The organism is Vreelandella massiliensis (assembly GCF_900155385.1).
Lineage (GTDB): Bacteria > Pseudomonadota > Gammaproteobacteria > Pseudomonadales > Halomonadaceae > Vreelandella > Vreelandella massiliensis.
This window is the reverse complement of sequence record NZ_LT699744.1, coordinates 1,006,284-1,020,874: the sequence shown is the minus strand read 5'-3', so window position 1 is coordinate 1,020,874 and position 14,591 is coordinate 1,006,284. Positions and strand designations below refer to the sequence as shown.

Below are 14,591 nucleotides of genomic sequence, written 5' to 3'. Positions count from 1 at the left end.
TGCGTATCCGGTGTTCGTTTGAACAGTCGTTATCATCGGCGACCCAACCCCTTGGGTGTTATAGGGTCAAGCCTCACGGGCCATTAGTATCGGTTAGCTCAACGCCTTGCAGCGCGTCCACATCCGACCTATCAACCAGCTGGTCTTGCTGGGCCCTTTAGGAGGCTCAAGGCCTCAGGGATGTCTCATCTTGAAGGGGGCTTCCCGCTTAGATGCTTTCAGCGGTTATCCCGTCCGCACTTAGCTACCCGGCAATGCCACTGGCGTGACAACCGGAACACCAGAGGTGCGTCCACTCCGGTCCTCTCGTACTAGGAGCAGCCCTTCTCAAACATCCTACGCCCACGGCAGATAGGGACCGAACTGTCTCACGACGTTCTAAACCCAGCTCGCGTACCACTTTAAATGGCGAACAGCCATACCCTTGGGACCGACTTCAGCCCCAGGATGTGATGAGCCGACATCGAGGTGCCAAACACCGCCGTCGATGTGAACTCTTGGGCGGTATCAGCCTGTTATCCCCGGAGTACCTTTTATCCGTTGAGCGATGGCCCTTCCATACAGAACCACCGGATCACTAGAACCTACTTTCGTACCTGCTCGACGTGTCTGTCTCGCAGTTAAGCACCCTTATGCTCTTGCACTCATTGCACGATGTCCGACCGTGCTGAGGGTACCTTCGTGCTCCTCCGTTACGCTTTGGGAGGAGACCGCCCCAGTCAAACTACCCACCACACACTGTCCTCGATCCGGATCACGGACCTGAGTGAGAACGCCAATGATGCCAGGCTGGTATTTCAAGGTTGGCTCCACCCGAACTGGCGTCCGGGTTTCTAAGCCTCCCAGCTATCCTACACAGGCAACATCAGCGTCCAGTGTGAAGCTATAGTAAAGGTTCACGGGGTCTTTCCGTCTAGCCGCGGGTACACCGCATCTTCACGGCGATTTCAATTTCACTGAGTCTCGGGTGGAGACAGCGTGGCCATCATTACGCCATTCGTGCAGGTCGGAACTTACCCGACAAGGAATTTCGCTACCTTAGGACCGTTATAGTTACGGCCGCCGTTTACCGGGGCTTCGATCAAGAGCTTCGGACGAATCCTAACACCATCACTTAACCTTCCGGCACCGGGCAGGCGTCACACCCTATACGTCCGCTTGCGCGTTAGCAGAGTGCTGTGTTTTTACTAAACAGTTGCAGCCACCTGGTATCTTCGACCGCGATTTTCACGTTCTAGCGCCTTAATTCGATCACGCTCAGAGGTCGTAGTGCCTTCTCGACGACCGGCGTCACGCTCCGCCTGGCGGACCCAGCTGCGCAGTGTTTCAGGATTACAGCCGATTTTAGGCGCAATGGCACCGATAGCGGCCCACTGGGAGGGATAATCAGCTTCATGGTCGAAGACCATGCGTACCGCCCGCTGGCGGACTTCAGGGGAATATCGATTTGATTTACTCATAGCTCCATCCTCTCAAGGTTTGGAGCCTCCGGGAATCCCGGAACGGTTCAGGCATTACCTTGCACCGTACACGCTCTTTCTAGATAACCGCACGCTTAATGGGCGTTTGGGAGTCGCAGTTTTAACCCCTTTTAAGGATTTACATGGTCAGCTCTGGTTAATTCAGCGTGGCTTTATTGAAACGGGGGTTAGCAGCTCTCAACCAAGTGCGGTAACACCGGATACGCTTGTCTCTATAGAGGGTGAATGGGAAATGGCAGGTGAACAAGGGCCGGTTTATGGGCCGAATCGTGAGGGTAAACGACTACAGCAGTTAAGCTCTGATGCATGGATGGATACATTGGGGGAGCTTGATCACTCTGGGTGGCTCCACGCCGAGCAAGGTGAGGGTGTATTTGCGCGTTGGTGGAAGCCAAGCACCATTCCTCCCGCCCGCCATATTGGTTATGCGTTTCAGTGGTGGGCATTATCGCTTGCTGCCTGTGTGATGATGTGGATCGGCGGACGTCAGCTGTTGCGCGACTCGTCCAAAACAGTAAGGAACCACCATGATTAATCTGTCTTACCATAAGCGCCAAAAATTAAAGCTTATACTGGTCTTTCTTATATTTGCTGCACCTATGCTACTGGCTTGGGCAATGGTGTCTTGGCAAGTAGGAATTCCAGAAAAGAGCATGGCCAATGGCAACGTTAATGTGAACGTGCCCGAGTTAGCGCAATGGCCAGTGGATGATAAGAGAGTACTCGATACAAAAACATGGGTCTTAGCGTTTGATTGCTCACAAGAGTGTAGTGAGCACAGTGATGAGCTTTGGTGCCTTCATCGAGCGTTAGGCCGAGATGCGGGCCGGCTTACCCGGCTGCGTATTGGAGGCAGTGAGGCAACTTTACCAGGGGAAAAGGTCACGCATTGGTCGATGTATGCGAGTTGGGTTGAACCCAACCGTGTGTGGTTGTTGGACCCTATGGGGCAGGCGGTAGTTGCTTTTGATAGGCATTTGGCAGCACGGCAGCTACTGGAAGATATTCAGCATGCACTGAAAGTTAATCCCTATTAAGAGGCGCTTACTCTGCCATTGTGGGAGGACGGTATGGTTGCTGCAAGCTCAAAACGCCTAGGATGGTTGTTACGGTTGACGTTATGGGGGGGAGGGTTAACCGTTTTGGTTATATTGGTGGGCGCCTGGACACGTCTCGTTGATGCGGGTCTTGGGTGCCCTGATTGGCCAGGCTGTTACGGGCAAATTGTCGTACCCAATACTGAGCAAGCAGGAGCCCGATACCCGGACCATCCTCTTGAGCCTCTTAAGGCTTGGGTCGAGATGTTTCATCGTTACTTGGCCAGTGGGTTAGGGCTTATGGTGTTGAGCATTGTTGCTCTGGCATGGCCAATGAGGCGCCAGAGAAAGTTCCCTTGGTACGTAACCATCTCACTGCTGGCTGTCATTCTCACCCAAGGCGTTTTCGGCGCTTTTACCGTTACTTTAAAGCTGTGGCCACAAGTCGTGACGCTCCATCTACTTGGTGGTCTGTGCGTATTATCGCTTTTTTTATGGCTTTACTTACGATTACGTCGATTCAGCCAAGGCGTCAAAACACCCATACGTAAAAGTGGTTATCTATGGGGGATAGTGGCCACATTACTGATCTTTCAGCTTGCATTAGGTGGCTGGGTGTCTAGCAATTACGCCGGCATTGCGTGCCAAGGTTTTCCTACGTGTAATGCGCAGTGGTGGCCTGAGATGGATCTTAGCGAAGGTTTCCATATGGCCCAAACCGTCGGCCCCAACTACTTGCATGGGCAGCTTCACGCAGATGCGCGAACGGCTATTCATATGGTCCATCGTCTCGGGGCGTTATTACTTGGCGTCGCATTAGCCGCTCTTTATTGGCGCTATCGGCACGCCAGTCGAATGAAACACCTATTAAATATCGTGTTAGGTATTTATCTATTACAAGTAGGCTTAGGTATTGCCAATGTGCTGTGGTGGCTGCCGCTTTGGTTGGCGCTTTTACATACCGCTGGGGCAACGGCGCTAATGGCAAGTTTTCTACTAGCGTTTTGGTCATCGCGATACGAAAAGTACGACGCTGATGTCGCCGTTATACGCCCTGGTGTCAAAGTGGTGACGTAGACTTTTGCGGTGAGTTGCCAAAGCCGTAGACGCTCATATTGTTACGCTAAATGAAAAGAAGGATCCGGCCATGCGAAATATAACAATGTCGCTACCAGCGATGCGCCCCGCGCTTTCATGGGGATGGCAAGAATTATTGGATCTCTGCAAGGTTCGTGTGGTGGCGGTGATGCTTGTTTGCGCTGCCGTCGGAATGGCGCTAGCAAGCCCAGGGTTGCCAACATTCTCCAATGTTTTTTTTGGCTTGATAGGCATTGGTCTAACCGCTTGCGGCGCTGCTGCTTTCAATCACATCGTTGATCGCCGATTGGATGCGCTAATGTCGCGTACTTCCCGTCGTCCGGTTGCGAGCAAGCGTCTACCTGTGAGTGTTGCACTTCTATGGGCCATCTTACTTTCTAGCTTAGGGGTAGGGCTTTTAACCTGGCGGGTAAATCCATTAACGGCGCTACTGACTTTTGCATCATTAGTCGGGTATGCGCTAATTTATACCGCCTTTCTTAAGCGTGTAACACCGCAAAATATTGTCATTGGAGGCGTGGCCGGTGCTGCGCCGCCGTTGCTGGGTTGGGTGGCAATAACCGGCCAGATAACGGCCGAGCCCCTGTTATTGATGTTGATTATTTTTGTGTGGACGCCGCCGCATTTTTGGTCATTGGCAATTTATAAATGTGACGACTATGCCAAGGCAGGTATCCCGATGTTGCCCGTGACTCATGGATTAGCCTTTACGCGGTTACAAATATGGCTTTATGGCTGGTTGACGGTTATCGCTACGCTCATGCCGTTCATGATTGGTATGAGCGGAAGCGTATATTTAATTGCCGCGGTTTTATTAAATGCGCGATTCATGTACTGGAATAGCAAAGTGTGGCAAGGGAAAGATCCCCAAGCGCCATTTGCCGCTTTTTGGTTCTCAATTCGCTATTTGCTCGGTCTTTTTGGCGCGCTATTGATCGACCACTACTTTATAAGGTTAGCGTGGTAAGTTTATCGGCTTTGTGACGAAGTTAGATGGTATCAAGGCGCGCGATAATTTGGGTGGCTCACCAAGAAGGTGTACAATTAACGTAGAAATTTCCTGTTTTTGGTGAGGGTTGATATGAGTTTAACGGCTGCGGTATTACTGCTTGGTGCGGGAATAATTATTATTGCAGGCCTTGCGGCTTACGCATTTACGTTACGTAACGAGGTCAAGCGACGAGAAGCGTTCCGTATTGACGAAGAGCGGCGGGCTCAACAAAATAGTTTAGAGAACCTTGATTACGTTGTAGGGGCGCTATTACAAGAGCAAGTCAATATTACTGAGGCCAGCTGGCGTTGTAAGGTGTTACTCGAAATTATTGAACCCTCGCTAGCTGAACGCCAAGAATTTCAAGCGTTTGCAACGGTTTATGATCGCACGCGGCACCTCAAAACGCACGACGCGCGTAAACAGCTCACGCCGCGAGACCGGATGCGGGAAGATAAAGAGCGCCTAGCCGTCGAGGATGAGATGCGAGAGGATGTTTTAGCCGCTGCTAAAGCGGTTGAAGCCTGGCGAGCAAAGGGTAAAAACGCCCTTCACTGATAGTTTCATGGCAAAAGAAACTATAATTTGCACTCAGTGTTGGCCTTATGGTGTGATGAATGCCACAACGTATCTGCTATGCTGTTCATACGGGTGGCATTTAAAAGTAAAAAAGCCTTCTTATTGTCCATAACCCTAACTTTTGTCCCTCGTTGATCGACGCAGTGCATTGAAATATGCATAGACATACAAGTGGATGTTCTGCTGAGGCGGCATTGGATGGAAGCGGACGTATGTTTTTGCTTCCAATTTTCGTATCAAGAAGGAGTCTTGCATGAAAACATCAACAACTGGCTTGCTTATTGGGTCTGCTCTAGTCGTCGGCCTTTCAGGCTGCGCTAGCTCAGCTTCCCAGTCATCCGGGCAATCAACGAGCGCGGAGGGTGATCGTAGCTGGTATCAGCATCCCGCCGTTTGTGGTTTGGCCGGCAGTGTCATTGGCGGAAGCTTAGGCTACGCCACCAGCAGTGAATCTGACGAAGATACGGGTGCCGCTATTGGTGCAACGGCAGGTGCCGCCATTGGCGGTTGGTTGTGCGCCGATGAAACGCCGAAAGCCGAGCCTCAGTGCCCGAGTTATGGCGAAGTGCCTGCTGGTGTAGCGGTCGATGCTGAGGGCTGCCCGCTTGATTCAGACGCGGATGGTGTGCCGGATTACCGCGACCAGTGTCCGGGTACCCCAGCAGGGGTGGAAGTCGATGCTAAAGGCTGTCCGCTAGACTCAGATGCTGATGGCGTGCCGGATTATCGCGATCAGTGCCCCAATACGCCTGCTGGTGCAGAAGTGAACGCACTGGGTTGCCCCGAAAGCTTGGTTCTCGACGGTGTCCATTTTGAGTTTGATTCTGCTCGATTGACATCTGAAGCGCGTCAAGAACTCAACACGGTGGCAGAGCGCCTTGTGAACAATCCTGGTGTTCGCGTCAGCATTGAAGGTCATACTGACTCAGTCGGTAGCGCGGCATACAACAAAGAGCTGTCGCAACAGCGTGCAGAGTCTGTGGCGACTTATCTCCAAGAGAGAGGCGTTGATGCAGACCGTATGATGGCGACTGGCTATGGTGAAGAGCGGCCGATCGCGACCAACGAAACGGAAGAAGGGCGGGCCGAAAACCGTCGCGTAGAGTTGGATGAGTGGAACTAAGCGCTATCGCTGATTGAGTCGGCAACGTCATTTAAACGCGGAAGGGGAAACCCTTCCGCGTTTTGTTTATGCGGCGCACAACTTTTGGTAGGCTAGCCCCTAAAGCGCGGTGGCGCTTTTTTTGTTTTCTCTTTCGCTTCACCTAAACGACCATTGATAGCGATATGTGACCCTTGGTGTGGGTCACCACTGTGCTCAAGGAAATAACCGAATGCCTACAGTAACTCTGCCGGATGGCAGTCAGCGTGACTTTTCAGAGTCGTTAACAATCATGCAGTTGGCAGAGTCTATTGGCCCTGGTTTGGCCAAAGCTTGTGTGGCTGGCAAGATTAATGGCGAATTGGTCGATGCAGCCGACAGTATCGAAAACGATGCCGATGTGGCGATCATCACGGCACGAGATCCAGAGGGGTTGGAAATTATCCGGCACTCTTGTGCTCACCTGACCGGTCATGCGGTGAAGCAGCTCTACCCAGATGCCAAAATGGCGATTGGTCCCGTAATCGATGACGGCTTTTACTATGACATTGAGTTTGGTCGCTCGGTTACCCCGGAAGATCTAGACGTAATTGAAGCACGAATGAAAGTGCTAATTGAGCGTGAGTACGATGTAGTACGGGAGTATGTTGACCGTGATAAAGCGATGCTCACTTTCTTGCATCGTGATGAACCGTACAAGCAAGAGATTGTGCGGGAAATTCCTGAGGGTTCCACGATTCGTCTGTATCACCACGAAGAGTATACGGACATGTGTCGGGGGCCTCATGTGCCCAATACGCGCCACTTAAAAGCGTTTAAGCTGACTAAGCTTGCTGGTGCTTATTGGCGTGGTGATGCCGACAATACCATGCTCACGCGTATTTACGGCACAGCCTGGGGTGATAAAAAGCAGCTAAAAGCATACCTTAAGCGCTTGGAAGAGGCAGAAAAGCGTGACCACCGCAAGTTGGCGCGCAAGATGGATCTCTTTCACCTTCAAGAAGAAGCGCCGGGGATGGTCTTTTGGCATCCCAATGGCTGGACAATGTACCAAGCGCTTGAAGACTATATGCGTCGAATTCAGCGCGAACACGGTTACCAAGAGATCAAAACACCGCAAGTCGTCGATCTCTCGCTATGGAAAAAGTCAGGTCACTGGGGGCACTACAGTGAGTTGATGTTTACGACAGAGTCCGAAAAGCGCGAGTATGCGGTAAAGCCCATGAACTGCCCGTGCCACGTGCAGGTATTTAACCAGGGGTTAAAAAGCTACCGGGATTTGCCTTTACGTCTCGCCGAGTTTGGTAGCTGCCACCGTAATGAGCCCTCTGGCTCGCTGCATGGTTTGATGCGCGTTCGCGGATTTACGCAGGATGATGCTCATATTTTCTGCACCGAGAATCAGATTCAAGCGGAAGCCGAAGCCTTTATCGCGTTGACACTTGAGGTATACAGCGCGTTAGGCTTTGAGGATGTAGAGCTTAAGCTTTCCACCAGGCCAGATGACTTTCTAGGTGAGGCCAAGCTTTGGGACCGGGCTGAACAGGGTTTGGAGGCTGCGCTTAATGCAACAGGGCTCGATTGGGAGTTGCAGCCAGGAGAAGGCGCTTTTTATGGGCCGAAAATTGAATTTGCGCTGCGTGATTGCCTGAATCGAGTATGGCAATGTGGTACGCTACAGTTAGATTTTAATCTGCCAGGGCGTTTAGGCGCTCAGTATGTCGATGAAGACGGGGCCAGAAAGACGCCAGTCATGCTACATAGAGCCATTCTAGGCTCTTTCGAGCGTTTTTTGGGGATACTGATCGAGCATTACGCCGGCGCTATGCCGTTATGGTTAGCGCCGCAGCAAGCGGTGATCATGACGATTACCGACGCCCAGCGTGATTATGCCCTAGCATTAGAGCAGCGTTTGCAAAAAAATGGCTTACGCGTCAAGGCGGACTTGAGGAACGAGAAAATCGGCTTTAAAATCCGTGAACACACGCTGCAGAAGGTTCCCTATCTCCTGGTGGTAGGAGATAAGGAAGTCGAAGCTGACTCAGTCGCTGTGCGAACGCGCAGTGGCGAAAACCTCGGCACCATGACGATTGATGCACTTATCAACCGCCTTGAGGAAGAAAGAGCAGCCCTGGCGACATCGTCAATTGCCTAAGGAGACGGAGCGATCAAGCGAAGCAACCAGCGCGGGCGTCCACAAGACAAGCGCCCACCAATGAACGAGCGAATTACCGAATCTGAAGTGCGCCTCATCGATCAAGATGGCGAGCAGTTGGGCGTGGTATCCACTGCTGAGGCCCTTGAGCGCGCTCAGGAAGCCGGTTTAGACCTTGTGCAAATATCCAATGCCGATCCGATCGTCTGTAAGATCATGGATTATGGCAAATTTGTTTTTGAGCAGAAAAAGCAGAAAGCAGCTCAAAAGAAAAAGCAGAAGCAAATCCAGGTGAAGGAAATAAAATTCCGACCTGGCACTGACGAGGGTGATTACCAAGTTAAGTTGAAAAACTTGACCCGGTTCCTCGAAGGTGGTGACAAGGGCAAGGTCACACTGCGCTTCCGGGGTCGGGAGATGGCACACCAAGACATCGGCCGCAAACTGATGGAGCGGATTGCCTCGGACCTGGAAGAGATCGGAACGGTCGAATCCTTCCCTAAGATGGAAGGCCGTCAGATGATCATGATTCTTGCACCGAAAAAGAAGTGATCCAACGGCTAAGTCAACGGACCGCGGTTATGCCGCGGTTGGCCCTGGGTTTTCTAAAAAATCTCGAGCGGAGTAATCCTCATGCCGAAAATTAAGAGCAATAGTGGCGCAGCCAAGCGCTTCAAAAAGACGGCTAACGGCTTTAAGCACAAGCAGTCTTTCCGTAGCCACATTCTGACCAAGAAATCGACCAAGCGTAAGCGTCAACTGCGTGGTATGAAGCAGGTTCACGACGCTGATAAGGCGTTAATCCAGCGTATGCTGCCGAACCTTTAAGGGCCGGGCTTTCTTTTTTCTGAGCGCGTGCCTTAAGCGTCGCCTCAGTCATTTTGTCAGGAGTGTGTTATGACTCGTGTAAAGCGTGGCGTCGTTGCTCGTCGTCGTCATAAAAAAATCTTAAAGCAAGCCAAAGGTTACTACGGAGCGCGTTCGCGCGTCTTCCGCGTTGCCAAGCAGGCGGTTATTAAAGCCGGTCAGTATGCTTACCGTGACCGTCGCAACCGCAAGCGTCAATTCCGTGCGTTGTGGATTCAGCGTATCAATGCCGGTGCGCGTCAGCATGGCATGTCTTACAGCCGCTTTGTTGGTGGTTTGAAGAAAGCCGGTATTGAAATTGACCGCAAAGTGCTGGCTGACCTCGCCGTCAATGAGAAAGCAGCATTTGCTGCCATCGTTGAGAAGGCCAAGGCTGCCCAGTAAGGCTATTCGTGCGCTTATAGGCGCATGATACAAAGCCAGGTCATGACATGTGACCCATCCAGGGGAAGAGCAGCCGCTCTTCCCCTGTTTTTTTTATTCGCTATGTATGGCGGTTAACACGTCACAAGTAACTTGCTATCTCCTGATCCTTCATCAGGGAGAGGCTTAATTCGGAGTTAACGGGATGGATCACCTTCCTACTCTGGTATCTGAGGCGCGCGACGCCATTGCGTCTGCAGAGAGTGTCGCAGCGCTAGATGAAATACGTGTACGTTACCTGGGCAAAAAGGGTGAGGTGACCGCCTTACTGAAAGGCCTAGGAAAGCTCTCACCTGAAGAGCGGCCTGCAGCGGGCGAGCGGATTAATCAGGCGAAACAGACGCTGGCCGGTGAGATAGACGTTAAGCGGGCAGCGTTAGAGAAAGAAGCGCTTGACGCGCGCCTAGCGGCAGAGCGTATCGATGTCACGCTGCCCGGTCGTGGTCAGCCAAACGGCGGCTTGCATCCTGTGACGCGCACCCTTGAGCGTATAGAAGGGCTTTTTACTCGCATCGGATACGATGTTGCGGTAGGGCCTGAAATCGAAGACGATTACCATAACTTCGAAGCACTCAATATCCCAGCGCACCATCCCGCTCGTGGTATGGCGGATACTTTCTATTTTGACGCCACTCGGCTTTTGCGCACGCATACATCGCCTGTGCAAGTGCGCACGATGAAATCCAGTGAACCGCCGATTCGTATTGTCTGCCCTGGCCGCGTTTACCGCAGTGACTCTGATCTGACCCACACGCCTATGTTTCATCAGGTGGAAGGCTTATTCGTCGATGAAGGCGTAAGCTTTGCTGACCTGAAGGGTACCATCGAGGATTTTCTGCAGGCTTTCTTTGAGCGTGACGATCTTTCCGTTCGTTTTAGGCCTTCTTATTTCCCCTTTACCGAGCCATCCGCCGAGGTGGATATTCAGTGCGTGATGTGTAGCGGAGAGGGTTGCCGCGTGTGCTCTCACAGTGGCTGGTTGGAAGTGATGGGGTGTGGCATGGTGCATCCAGAGGTTTTCCGCCATTCGGGTATTGATACCGAGCGCTTTACCGGATTTGCCTTTGGTATGGGGGCAGAGCGGTTGGCGATGTTGCGCTATGGGGTGAATGATCTGCGCCTCTTTTTTGAAAATGACCTGCGCTTTTTGCGCCAATTTGCTTAAGCCCGCTGCCCAATACAGGAACGTCTATGAAATTTTCTGAACAGTGGCTGCGCGAGTGGGTGTCTCCGCAGTTGGATACGCAAGCTGTTGCCGATCAAATCACCATGGCAGGCCTTGAGGTCGATGCTGTCGAGCCCGTTGCGGCTGCATTCAGTGGCGTGGTGGTAGCAGAGGTGTTGACGAAAGAGCAGCACCCTGACGCAGATAAACTTAACGTCTGTACTGTCGATGATGGTTCAGCGGAGCCTGTGCAGGTGGTATGTGGGGCACCTAACGTGGCGGTTGGGCAAAAAGTGCCCTTTGCGCAAGTGGGCGGTGTTCTGCCTGGCGATTTCAAGATCAAAAAAGCGAAGCTTCGTGGCGTTGAGTCACATGGCATGATTTGCTCTGAATCTGAGCTTGGGCTCGTTGATGAAACCTCGCCCGGTATATTCGTGTTGCCTTCCGATGCGCCCACAGGCGAGGATTTTCGCGCTTATATGGGCCTTGATGATTGCACCATTGAAGTCGATCTGACACCGAATCGGGGAGATTGCTTAAGTGTAAAAGGCTTGGCCCGTGAAGTGGGTGTGCTTAACCGGCTCGCGGTGAGTGGGCCTGAGTGCCAAAGTGTCACCGCCGTGTTCGATGATACTTTTCCGGTGTCGGTCGAGGCGCCGGAAAGATGCCCGCGCTATATCGGTCGGTTAATTCGTGGGGTAAACGTAAAGGCGGCAACCCCGCTATGGATGGTAGAGCGTTTGCGTCGCAGCGGTGTTCGCTCGATTGATCCGGTGGTGGATGTTACCAATTATGTGATGTTGGAGCTTGGGCAGCCGCTTCACGCTTTTGATCGCGATAACCTTCATGGTGAAGTGGTGGTGCGCTTAGCCAAGGAGGGCGAAAGCTTAACGCTGCTAGACGGCCAGAATGTCGCGCTTCGCCCTGAAACCCTGCTGATCGCTGATGAGAACGGTCCGCTCGCAATGGCGGGGATAATGGGGTGTGAAAACTCCGGTGTTAGCCCCAGCACGCAGACGATTTTCCTAGAGTCAGCGTTTTTTACCCCGCTTGCCATTGCCGGCCAGGCGCGTTCTTACGGCTTGCATACCGATGCGTCTCATCGCTTTGAACGCGGCGTTGATCCTGCGCTAACAGCCATTGCCGTCGAGCGTGCGACGCATTTATTGCTGGATATATGCGGTGGTGAAGCAGGGCCGCTCAACGAAGTAAAAAGCGACGCTCACCTGCCCGAAAAGCGACAGATTCACTTCCGTGCTGAGCGGTTGCGTAAAGCGTTGAGTAAGTCTCTTGCGGCAGAAGAAGTCATGGATATTCTGCAGCGCCTCGGTTTGGGTGTTCAAGTGACCGAGCACGGCTGGCGTGTTGACGTACCTAGCTGGCGGTTTGATATCGCCATTGAAGAAGACCTAATTGAAGAAGTAGCGCGTATTCATGGCTACAACAACCTCCCGGTACGTCGCCCTTCGACACGCCTAGCGCTACGGGCCAGCGATGAAGCGCGGATCACGCAGTCCCAGTTGCGTCATCAAATGGTGGCGCGTGGCTATCAAGAAGCCGTGACCTACAGTTTCGTTGCCCCGGAACTGCAAGCTGCGCTGCTACCGGAGGCGGTGTCGCCAACGCTTGCCAACCCTATTTCCGCGGATTTGTCGGTGATGCGTGCCAGCTTGTTCCCTGGTTTGGTACGTGCGCTAGAGCATAACCTTAATCGACAACAGACGCGGGTACGATTGTTTGAAACAGGGCTAGTGTTTAATGGTCATTTGGATAGCTTAAGCCAAACGCCGATGTTGGGCGCCATTGTCTGTGGTACACGCAATCCTGAAGGTTGGTCCGGGGGTCGAGAGGCGATCGATTTTTATGATTTAAAAGGAGATCTGGAGAGCCTCCTAGGGCTAGGTGGAGGCTTTAACGAATGGCGTTTTGAGCCATCAACGCATCCATCCTTGCACCCCGGGCAGTGTGCCAAAGTGATGCATCATGATCGAGAGGCTGGTTGGATTGGTACCTTGCACCCGCAAATCCGCGCGAAACTAGGGCTGAAAGTGGATGCGTTAATGTTCGAAGTCCGCCTTGATGCGTTAAGTGAAGGGGCAATTCCGGCCTTTGAGCCTCTTTCGCGCCAGCCTGAGGTTCGCCGAGACCTGGCTTTTATCATTGATGAGACCGTACCGGTACAGTCACTGTTGGATGTAGCTTCCCAGCAAGCAGGTGAGCACCTTAAGCAGGTAAAGTTATTCGATGTGTATGCGGGTAACGGGGTGACAGAAGGGCATAAGAGTATTGCATTGGGCTTGACCTGGCAGCATCCATCGCGCACGCTAAATGATGATGAAATCAATCAGTTGGTGAGCGCGATTGTTGCGCAGGTGCGTAGTGAGTTCAGTGCAGAGTTGCGCAGTTAAGCGCCACCAAGGGCTGTTAATGAAATAAGTGCGGTGCCTTCTGTCCTGGGCCGAGCGTTTGCTACAAGGAGAAGCCTTATGGGTGCGTTGACCAAAGCGGAACTCGCGGAGCATTTACACGCCGAGCTGTCACTCTCTAAGCGGGAAGCGAAAGCCATGGTTGAAGCTTTCTTCGATGAAATACGCGCCTGCTTACGTGAAAATGAGCAGGTAAAGCTTTCAGGTTTTGGCAACTTCGATTTGCGCGATAAGCGTGAGCGCCCAGGGCGAAATCCAAAAACCGGCGAAGAAATTCCCATTTCCGCACGACGTGTCGTGACGTTTCGACCAGGGCAAAAGCTCAAGCAGCAAGTTGAGTCTTACAAAGACTCATCGTGAAATAGGCCAGGTTGGCGCAAACCGTAAGGGGGCGCTTGGCCAATGCCGTTTTAAGTCAAGGAGTGTCTCAATGGCACTCCTTTTTTATTGTGCTGGGGTTAACCTCCGGCTCTGCCTTCTATAAACCAGGTAATGATAACCTTGAGGACGTAGCCCAGCATGCCGGCGCCGAGGACAATAAAGAGCATGAGGGTACCAAAACGGCCAGCATTCGATTTTTTAGCCAAGTCCCAAATAATAAAGCACATAAACAAGATTAAACCGCCAATCATGAGCGGTGTTATCCATGCTTCAAACGTTTGTTGCATACGGTTCCCTTGTCGGTTGAGGGGAGTGGAGGCGTGCGACGTTTCGCAATAGTGTGTTAATATTTGACCAAATTCATCGGGTATTTGTCGACTTTCGCGTTGGCACTGAGACAGTTTGACAGAGGGAGTAACGATGCCAAATGTCAATATTCTGGTAGGCACGATGTACGGCGGTGCGCTGGATGTGGCGGAACAGGTCAAGCCACAGTTTGAAGAAGCCGGTTATGACGTTGAGATTATTGAGCAGCCCACACTGAAGGATCTGACTCAGTCTCAAGACAGCGTGACGCTGTTTTGCGTTTCGACCACCGGCAGCGGTGATTATCCTGGGAATTTCGTTAATTTTACCCGTGAGATCGCCGAGCAGAGTCCCTCCCTTACAGCATTGCGCTATGGTTTGATTGCCCTGGGGGATAGCTCCTATGGCGAGACATTTTGTGGGGCTGGCCGTGCCCTTGATGCGCTTTTAGAAGACCATGGTGCAGTACGCTTGGGTGAGCGGCTGGAAATTGACGCCATGGAGACCTTTATGGCGGATGACGCAGCGGTGCCCTGGGTCGAGGAGTGGATTGAAGCGCAAGAATTAAAGGTCGCATGAG

At 52.3% G+C, this 14,591-nt stretch carries 15 protein-coding genes, 1 pseudogene and 1 other annotated feature; of the genes and pseudogenes, 14 read left to right on the top strand and 2 right to left on the bottom strand.

The window, feature by feature from the left end:
- Positions 1 to 62 precede the first annotated feature (62 nt).
- Positions 63 to 1,519, bottom strand: a sequence feature (mutual gap in cmsearch alignment for this rRNA model is longer than 100).
- Positions 1,212 to 1,460 (bottom strand): annotated as a pseudogene (locus BQ9846_RS17205) (transposase); the annotation flags it as partial. Its footprint overlaps the feature before it by 249 nt.
- On the opposite strand from BQ9846_RS17205, the gene BQ9846_RS17200 reads away from it, so the two are divergent.
- From BQ9846_RS17200 to BQ9846_RS04640, 13 genes are all read left to right on the top strand, one after another.
- On the top strand, positions 1,408 to 2,016 hold the full coding sequence (locus BQ9846_RS17200; RefSeq protein ID WP_075879430.1) for an SURF1 family protein: 609 nt from the start codon (positions 1,408 to 1,410) through the stop codon (positions 2,014 to 2,016). The pseudogene BQ9846_RS17205 and the gene BQ9846_RS17200 overlap by 53 nt on opposite strands.
- Positions 2,009 to 2,518, top strand: coding sequence for a hypothetical protein (locus BQ9846_RS04695; RefSeq protein WP_075879429.1), 510 nt, complete (start codon positions 2,009 to 2,011; stop codon positions 2,516 to 2,518). The genes BQ9846_RS17200 and BQ9846_RS04695 overlap by 8 nt, the downstream gene beginning before the upstream one ends.
- 33 nt (positions 2,519 to 2,551) lie before the next feature.
- The gene (locus tag BQ9846_RS04690) at positions 2,552 to 3,595 is read left to right on the top strand and encodes a COX15/CtaA family protein (protein ID WP_075879428.1); all 1,044 of its coding nucleotides are present in this window, start codon (positions 2,552 to 2,554) and stop codon (positions 3,593 to 3,595) included.
- A 70-nt stretch (positions 3,596 to 3,665) separates the two neighbouring features.
- Positions 3,666 to 4,583 carry a heme o synthase gene (cyoE, locus tag BQ9846_RS04685; RefSeq protein WP_075879427.1) on the top strand — a complete coding sequence of 306 codons (918 nt, stop codon included), beginning with the start codon at positions 3,666 to 3,668 and terminating at the stop codon, positions 4,581 to 4,583.
- A gap of 114 nt (positions 4,584 to 4,697) precedes the next feature.
- Positions 4,698 to 5,165, top strand: a complete 468-nt coding sequence (locus BQ9846_RS04680; protein WP_075879426.1) for a DUF2489 domain-containing protein — start codon at positions 4,698 to 4,700, stop codon at positions 5,163 to 5,165.
- Between the two features lie 274 nt (positions 5,166 to 5,439).
- A complete protein-coding gene (locus BQ9846_RS04675; protein ID WP_075879425.1) occupies positions 5,440 to 6,309 on the top strand; it encodes an OmpA family protein in 870 nt (289 codons plus the stop codon).
- A 211-nt stretch (positions 6,310 to 6,520) separates the two neighbouring features.
- Positions 6,521 to 8,443 (top strand): threonine--tRNA ligase, encoded by a 1,923-nt coding sequence (gene thrS / locus BQ9846_RS04670; RefSeq protein WP_075879424.1) that lies wholly within the window; start codon positions 6,521 to 6,523, stop codon positions 8,441 to 8,443.
- Between the two features lie 12 nt (positions 8,444 to 8,455).
- A complete protein-coding gene (infC, locus tag BQ9846_RS04665) occupies positions 8,456 to 8,995 on the top strand; it encodes a translation initiation factor IF-3 (protein WP_075879423.1) in 540 nt (179 codons plus the stop codon).
- A gap of 81 nt (positions 8,996 to 9,076) precedes the next feature.
- On the top strand, positions 9,077 to 9,271 hold the full coding sequence (gene rpmI / locus BQ9846_RS04660) for a 50S ribosomal protein L35 (RefSeq protein ID WP_075879422.1): 195 nt from the start codon (positions 9,077 to 9,079) through the stop codon (positions 9,269 to 9,271).
- A gap of 69 nt (positions 9,272 to 9,340) precedes the next feature.
- Positions 9,341 to 9,694, top strand: a complete 354-nt coding sequence (gene rplT, locus BQ9846_RS04655) for a 50S ribosomal protein L20 (protein WP_075879421.1) — start codon at positions 9,341 to 9,343, stop codon at positions 9,692 to 9,694.
- Positions 9,695 to 9,878: 184 nt separating this feature from the next.
- The gene (pheS, locus tag BQ9846_RS04650; RefSeq protein WP_075879420.1) at positions 9,879 to 10,898 is read left to right on the top strand and encodes a phenylalanine--tRNA ligase subunit alpha; all 1,020 of its coding nucleotides are present in this window, start codon (positions 9,879 to 9,881) and stop codon (positions 10,896 to 10,898) included.
- A gap of 26 nt (positions 10,899 to 10,924) precedes the next feature.
- The gene (gene pheT, locus BQ9846_RS04645) at positions 10,925 to 13,306 is read left to right on the top strand and encodes a phenylalanine--tRNA ligase subunit beta (RefSeq protein ID WP_075879419.1); all 2,382 of its coding nucleotides are present in this window, start codon (positions 10,925 to 10,927) and stop codon (positions 13,304 to 13,306) included.
- Positions 13,307 to 13,384: 78 nt separating this feature from the next.
- Positions 13,385 to 13,684 carry an integration host factor subunit alpha gene (locus BQ9846_RS04640; protein ID WP_075879418.1) on the top strand — a complete coding sequence of 100 codons (300 nt, stop codon included), beginning with the start codon at positions 13,385 to 13,387 and terminating at the stop codon, positions 13,682 to 13,684.
- 98 nt (positions 13,685 to 13,782) lie between these two features.
- Here the strand turns inward: BQ9846_RS04640 and BQ9846_RS04635 are convergent, their stop codons facing one another.
- A complete protein-coding gene (locus tag BQ9846_RS04635) occupies positions 13,783 to 13,992 on the bottom strand; it encodes a DUF2788 domain-containing protein (RefSeq protein ID WP_075879417.1) in 210 nt (69 codons plus the stop codon).
- Between the two features lie 133 nt (positions 13,993 to 14,125).
- On the opposite strand from BQ9846_RS04635, the gene BQ9846_RS04630 reads away from it, so the two are divergent.
- Positions 14,126 to 14,590, top strand: coding sequence for a flavodoxin (locus tag BQ9846_RS04630; protein ID WP_075879416.1), 465 nt, complete (start codon positions 14,126 to 14,128; stop codon positions 14,588 to 14,590).
- The last annotated feature ends 1 nt before the right edge of the window (position 14,591 follow it).